At 40.9% G+C, this 6,685-nt stretch carries 6 protein-coding genes; all 6 read right to left on the reverse strand.

Features of this window, described 5'->3' with window-relative positions:
* Positions 1–46: 46 nt before the first annotated feature.
* The 6 genes from QUA36_RS13300 to QUA36_RS13325 all read right to left on the reverse strand — a co-directional run bounded on the left by QUA36_RS13300 (position 47) and on the right by QUA36_RS13325 (position 6,581).
* A complete protein-coding gene (locus tag QUA36_RS13300) occupies positions 47–1,762 on the reverse strand; it encodes a mechanosensitive ion channel domain-containing protein (RefSeq protein ID WP_333164387.1) in 1,716 nt (571 codons plus the stop codon).
* A complete protein-coding gene (locus tag QUA36_RS13305) occupies positions 1,743–2,855 on the reverse strand; it encodes a mechanosensitive ion channel domain-containing protein (protein WP_333457939.1) in 1,113 nt (370 codons plus the stop codon). The genes QUA36_RS13300 and QUA36_RS13305 overlap by 20 nt, the downstream gene beginning before the upstream one ends.
* 16 nt (positions 2,856–2,871) lie before the next feature.
* Complete coding sequence (locus QUA36_RS13310; RefSeq protein WP_333164391.1) at positions 2,872–2,997, reverse strand: hypothetical protein; 126 nt, start codon at positions 2,995–2,997, stop codon at positions 2,872–2,874.
* 978 nt (positions 2,998–3,975) lie between these two features.
* A complete protein-coding gene (locus tag QUA36_RS13315) occupies positions 3,976–4,929 on the reverse strand; it encodes a polyphosphate kinase 2 family protein (RefSeq protein ID WP_333457941.1) in 954 nt (317 codons plus the stop codon).
* Positions 4,930–5,564: 635 nt separating this feature from the next.
* Positions 5,565–6,374 (reverse strand): glucose 1-dehydrogenase, encoded by an 810-nt coding sequence (locus tag QUA36_RS13320; protein WP_333457943.1) that lies wholly within the window; start codon positions 6,372–6,374, stop codon positions 5,565–5,567.
* A 66-nt stretch (positions 6,375–6,440) separates the two neighbouring features.
* Entirely contained in the window at positions 6,441–6,581 is a 141-nt protein-coding gene (locus QUA36_RS13325; protein WP_333457945.1) for a hypothetical protein, read from the reverse strand.
* Between the last annotated feature and the right edge of the window lie 104 nt (positions 6,582–6,685).

Below are 6,685 nucleotides of genomic sequence, written 5' to 3' on the forward strand. Positions count from 1 at the left end.
AACTTATTGATTTTTAATTCCTAAGTTGAACACTCCAAAACAATAATCAGATTGTAATCGGGGACTGCACATAAACTGTAGGGTCTTCCATCGTAAAGACAATCCCATGGATCGAGAGCGATTTGGCAATTTTAGCCCTTGCCAACTCTAGTAGACGTTTACGCACTTCAATCGCATTATCTTGAGAACCTAAAATTGCAAAACTAACCCTTAATCTTTTTCCGGTTCCATCAGCCTGAGAGATATTTGTGCTGTTAGTATCAATCCCTGATAGGTAAGCTGTTTTTTCCATGATCACTTGCTGCACTAGGGCATATTCTCGTTCCTCTAAAACACTAGCAAAGTCCATATAAAATAACACCATGATTTTTTTGGCAAGAGTAACGTTTTCAATTTCTACACTTACAAGGATAGAATTGGGCATCACAATAATTGTGCCAGTACCAAGGGAACGGATTTTGGTTGAGCGCAAACCAATACTTTCTACTTTTCCTAATTCTCCACCTGGTAAGCGGATGTAGTCACCAGTAACAAAAGGACGATCAAGATATAGAACTAAAGTCGCAATCAGTTGTTCGAGAATTTTTTGAGCAGCAAAGGCGACGGCTAAACCCACCAACCCCAAACTTGCCACCAATCCAATCAAGTCAAAGTTGAGGCTGCTGGCAAAGGCGACTAAAGCTCCAATAAAGATCAAGATATGAATAATGGTCTCAAACACTAGAATGGCATCATCACTACTAGGGCTAAATTTGCCGCCCAATTTGAATCCGTAGGTACGCAGGTAGCGGCTACTTAGTTTTACAGATAACCAATATAAGCTTCCAATTAAAAATAGATTGACAATCGGCTTTAGGAGATTATAAACGACTGGTACTAATGGTTCTAATAAGCTCACAGACCAACTGATACCAATACTGAGAACTGCAAATTCCAAAAGGCGATCGCTCGGTTGAACAATTTCTATATAGATAGTTTCTAGGGCAGGAGGAGCTAGTTTTTTAAGCGCTAATTTTACTAAATCTGTAGCGTAGTGGCTCAATACAAAAGAACCTCCTAGTGTTCCAAAAAATATCAGCCATTCGGGTTGAGAAAATGGGGAAAGAAACTGATAGCGTAGACTGCGTAAGATGGGAAACCACTCGGAACTGATTATGGCGATCGCACCCCAGCTCAAACTAAAAAAAATCTTGCTGAAAATTCCAGTTTGAAACTTAAATATTCTGGTTGCTAGTCCCAAAAAAAGCCGCACTACGATCAGCGCTGCGATTACGCTCAAAATCCATAGACTTCTCTGCCAAAGATATTGGGGAGTGCGTTCTTTTTTAGCTTTGGCGATCGCTGTTTCTAGAATAGCCCGCCATTGATTAGCTTGTTGAGTTCGAGAAAACCCTGGCAGAACATCATTTGCTGTAACGGTGAGAAGGTAGTTATTATTTAAGGAAATAGAAGTAGCGCTGGTACTATCATCATTCTGCACATCAAAAGTTATGGGTTGATCAGTAGCGATCGCCTCCATGAGAATATTATTAGCAAATTGGGTGCGCTCCTTTGCTGTAAATCGCTCCACAGCTTGCAATTTAAAAAGGGGAATCCCATCAACAACCACCGGCGCACTGCCATTAACAAAACCCTGACTAAAATTTTGAGCAGGATTTTGAGCAAAACTCATGGGAGTAAACACCAACAAACAACCCACTAAAAATAAGCTAGTCAGTTTAATTGCTCGCCTAATTACTTGTTTAGATAGAAATTGGGGCATCCACATAAATCGTTGGTTGGTTAAGGATAAAAGAAATATCATGTTTGTGAAGTTGCTTAGTAATTTTTTGGGTAGCCAAATCCAGCAATTGTCGTCTTAGTTCCATCGATAACTCATTAGAACCCAGAATAAAAAAGGAAACTTGAGCCTGATTTTCACTAAAAGAAACCTCTGTACTACGCCAATCTAAACCAAAAATATCCATAGTACAGTCCATCACAATTTGGCGGATCAATGCTTGCTCATCGGCAGATATTGATTTAAGAAACTCAAGTATCATTACAGACATGACTTTCTTTGCACCTGAAAAATTTTCAATGGTAGCTTGGGTAAGCGCATTATTCGGAATAATTGTGAGCGTGCCTTTACCAGAAGTGCGAATTTTGGTTGATCTTAAGCCGATACTTTCTACTCTACCAAAAGTACCTTGCTTACCCGTAGGCCCATCGGATAAGCCGATATAGTCACCAACAGTAAACGGGCGATCGAGGGTTAAGACAATCCCCCCCAAAAATTGCTCTAAAGTCTTTTGAGCGGCAAAGGCAATGGCAATACCTCCAATCCCCAAACTGGCAACTATGCCGACAACGTTGATGTTATGGCTAATACAAAAAACTAAAATTAACGTTACAGCGATCGCAAAGTCTCCAAAATACCGAATTAAGAAGATTGACTCGCCTTTAACTTTGGGGTTTGACTCAAAAGTTACTCCTAAAATTGTGGTGTTAAAAAATTCTCTAAATAGTCTTGACAGCATCCAGCCGCTAAGTATAGTGATGCCAATACTCAGGCAAGACTCGATTAAACTAAGCGATTTGCTTGGAGGAATTAGAAGTAACATTACTTCCATTGCTGAGAAAGTTAGTAACACCAAAAGTATGTTTTTGGAGCCAACCACTACACGAATATAAGTTTGGGTCAATAATTCTGGAGCGAACAAACTTAACGGTAATCTTAAGATAGAAAAGAGCGCAATTCCCGCTAATGCAGTCACCACTCCTACTACCAAAATAGAGCTTATTTGCCCTAAGCCATCGCCATTATTTAATGCCAGTTCGGAGGCTAGATAAAGCGGATTAATTGTTTCTGTCATAGCAAAGTTTAATCAGTCAAGTTTCAGGTTGGTTCAAAGTAGGAATCTTGCGCCATGCTTCTAGCAATGGGTGCATTGTTAACCCTTGCAAAAATACCAAAAAGGCAACAACCAGCCAATTTAAAATGCCACTATCTTCCATTTTCTGCTTCCGCAATTACTTTGAGCGCAGTTGTTTTGATTAGGCTTTTGGTGGGGAAGACAAATTTAAGCTGCATTTCTGACGGTCTTTATTATTGCATAGAAGTCATAATTTTTTTTCCAGTTTTCGGAATTTAGATCCCCCAGAGTAACCGTTAAAAAGGAAAATTAATTTTCCCCCTTTTTTAAGACGGATATTTTCTACTTTTATGGCTTCTTCAATTGAGCCGATCATCTAGAGGGATGTTTCGGGTGTATCCGAAAACTCCTCATTGAGGATGCGATCGCATCCTTCTAAGGTATCTTATAATTATACTATTTTACCTGTCAAACCCGTAAACTGTGTTGTTGTAAAGAAAGGTTGTGTGAGAAAACTTTCTCAAGCCCGCGATGGGAATACAACTTTACGATCGCCTTGCGATAATTCTTCTCAACCCAACTTCGCGCTCATATCTTTTAGTTCCTCATAGGTGGTGATGGTTTTGCGAACTAATTAATGTGCATTGAGACTCCTTGGTAATTTATGCTGCAACTTGTCTATCATGCGATTGCGTACCCAAATCAATGCACGAAAACGAGCACAAAAGCGCCTATTCTTGCGCGATCGCCAGCACTAGAGTAAATCCTACGATCGCGACGCTAACCGCCTAAAAAACCTGCTTAATGTTAATATAGTTCGGCTTTCGGCTGTAGGTAATTTCTGCACCGTTATCCAATCCACCAGCCACGAAAGTAGAGATTTCCTGGAAAATTCCTCACACTAAAGTAATAGGCCAAAATAAGAGACTGTTAATGCTAAATTTCCTCAAAGCGGATTTTTGCTAAGTTACAAAAGCCGAGAAGTGAATTGTAGAGTGAGTCAGAAGAAGTTATGGATTGATAAAAGAGCTGTTTATATCTTTCTTTTCGTCTAAACTTACCAGCTTTAATCGTTCTAAAGTGACAGATTATGGCTAACCCGATTTCATCGTTACCTTAATTACTCGCTCTCAAGAATTAGCTTTGCTTGCAAAAGTTCTTGACGCTTTTCTTCGCTGACACTGGGATACTCAAGGTTCAGTTGCTTCAACTGAGTGTAAATGATGCCAGCTACTACAAGACGAGTGAACCATTTGTGATCGGCTGGGATAATGTACCAAGGAGCATAGTCCGTACTGGTGTGATTAAACATATCTTCATAGACAGCTATGTACTCATCCCAAAAAGTACGATCGTTAGCATCATTAACAGAAAATTTCCAGTTTTTTTCAGGACGATTAATCCGTTCTAAAAAACGTTTTCGCTGCTCTTCCTTAGACACATTGAGAAAAAACTTGAGGATGATCGTCCCGTTATTGACTAATTGCTTCTCGAAGTTGTTGATTTCTTCAAAGCGTCGCTCCCAAATATCCTTGTCGATTAAACTAGATGGAATTGGTCGCTGCTCTAGGATTTCTGGATGAACTCGTGTTACCAAGATTTCTTCATAATAAGAGCGATTGAAAATTCCAATCCGTCCTCGTTCTGGTAGGGCTTTGGAACAACGCCATAAATAGTCATGATTTAACTCTTCTGTCGATGGCGCTTTAAAGCTATGCACTTGACACCCTTGGGGATTGATTCCTGACATTACGTGTTTAATCGTACTGTCTTTACCCGCCGCATCCATTGCTTGAAAAATGATTAGTACAGCATGGGTTTTTTGGGCATACAGAATATCTTGATATTCTGCTAAAGCTTTAATACCTTCTTTTAATTGACTTTTAGCTTTCGACTTCTTTAGATGATTGGCTTTGTAAGCTGGGTCATAGTCTTTTGTTAGAGAAATTCCTGGCTCTGATGGCACAATAATTTGCTGCTTTGGTGGAACAATAAAAGGACGAATCAAATCGTCAAGATTTTTGAGCGGAAATGGATTTAATGATGTATCATTTTTGCTCGGTTTATCGGACATACTTTTAACTCTCTAATGTCAAGGTGAATAGACTTGTTCAGACGAGATTATATCAAATCAATCTGTTAGCATGGAAATTATTTATATCTATATTCTCGACCTCTGCATGAATCAGCGTCAATCCATTGTCATCTGCGGCCTGAGAAATTCTCTTTTTTAAACCGCAGATACAGGCAGATAAACACAGATTAACGCAGATGAATTATATAAATTCCGGTTGCACCGTCCGTGGTTGACTGTTGACTCGATTTTACGCAGGACGATGAACCCCGGATTTGATATTAATCATGCCAACGAACGGGACTTGACAAAATTGCATTAATTGGGTCGTGTTGCACACTTAATAACAACGGCAAACCCACACCAGCTACCACATATTCCAAGTTTATGAAGTAGAATACCTGCTTTAATTCTTCTTAAGTGAGAGGTTACAAGATACCACTACTTGGCATCTTGGCGGTCTAACTCATCCGCAATGACTTCCTGGCTGCCACGTTCAATCATATCTGCATGACACCTTAGTGCGGTTTAGTCTAGTGTGCGGTGAGTAAAGAAAGCGATCGCCCAAACAAATCCGTTTTTAGGTAAAATGACAGCGATCGCCTATTTCCTCCAAATAGTTTCTCCAACAAAACTTACGCAGACCAAGATTCGCGAAAGTCAGCATAGAGGGTCAATCCACCATCAATATAGAGCGTTTGTCCCGTAATGTAAGCTGCTTCATCTGATACGAGAAAGGCAACAGATGCTGCCATTTCCTCCGATGTGCCTGCCCGTCCCATTGGGATATGGCTTTCCACTACTGCCTTTTGTTCTGGATCGTCCGTCCAGCTTTCATTAATCGGTGTAATTGTTGCACCGGGCGCAATAGCATTGACACGGATGCCTCGGTTTGCATATTCCAACGCTAGGGTTTTAGTCAGATTTCCCATGCCGCCTTTGCTGATGGAATAGCTGATATACATCGGGCGGGGAATGATTTCATGCACACTCGAAACATTGATAATCACGCCAGGGCGTTGCTCACTCAATAGGTGCTTAATGGTTTCCCGCGCACACAAATATGCGCCCCGTAAATTGACTGCAATCACGCGATCGAATTCATCCGTTGGAACTTCATGGGAGGCGCTTTCTGTTTGAATCCCAGCGTTATTAATCAGGATATCGATATGACCGAACTGCTCGACAACCTGATTCACCATTTGCACGATGTCCTCTTCTTTAGAAACATCACCTTGAATCAGCAGCGTTTCAACCCCGCATTCTGCTGCCTGCCCACAGGCTTTTTGCATCGCCATTTCTTCAGTATCTTCTGCCTCTTCTAGGCTTTTGCGATAGTTAACGGCAATGTTGCAACCTTCTTGAGCAAGACGAATGGCGATCGCCTGCCCTATGCCTGAACTCGCTCCAGTAATTAGTGCGTTTTTTCCCTTTAAACCTTTCATAATTTCTCTCCCAGAGATTCACAACAAAATATCTTAACCGAAACCTCAAGCCAATTAGCTTCTACATCAACCAGAAGGTTGTTCTATCTTTTCCCCACGCATTTCATCAATATCCAGGAGGCCGATTATCACGCCCGCGATCGGGAGCGACAGAAAAACTCCGACCAATCCAGCGACTCGCGCCCCCACTAATAGCGCAAAGAACATAATAACTGGATTTATATTAATGGAGCCGTAATTGCTCAACTAGGGGAAAAAAGGGAGCCATCAATAGACAGAGCTTGTTGAATGGATTGATAAGCAGTTAAACC

The sequence above is a fragment of the Microcoleus sp. Pol10D4 genome, from assembly GCF_036701555.1.
Lineage (GTDB): Bacteria > Cyanobacteriota > Cyanobacteriia > Cyanobacteriales > Microcoleaceae > Microcoleus.

Coding starts and splice junctions, on each gene's coding strand:
- QUA36_RS13300 (WP_333164387.1), bottom strand. CDS start 1,762: ATGCCCCAATTTCTATCTAAACAAGTAATTAGGCGAGCAATTAAACTG.
- QUA36_RS13305 (WP_333457939.1), bottom strand. CDS start 2,855: ATGACAGAAACAATTAATCCGCTTTATCTAGCCTCCGAACTGGCATTA.
- QUA36_RS13310 (WP_333164391.1), bottom strand. CDS start 2,997: ATGGAAGATAGTGGCATTTTAAATTGGCTGGTTGTTGCCTTTTTGGTA.
- QUA36_RS13315 (WP_333457941.1), bottom strand. CDS start 4,929: ATGTCCGATAAACCGAGCAAAAATGATACATCATTAAATCCATTTCCG.
- QUA36_RS13320 (WP_333457943.1), bottom strand. CDS start 6,374: ATGAAAGGTTTAAAGGGAAAAAACGCACTAATTACTGGAGCGAGTTCA.
- QUA36_RS13325 (WP_333457945.1), bottom strand. CDS start 6,581: ATGTTCTTTGCGCTATTAGTGGGGGCGCGAGTCGCTGGATTGGTCGGA.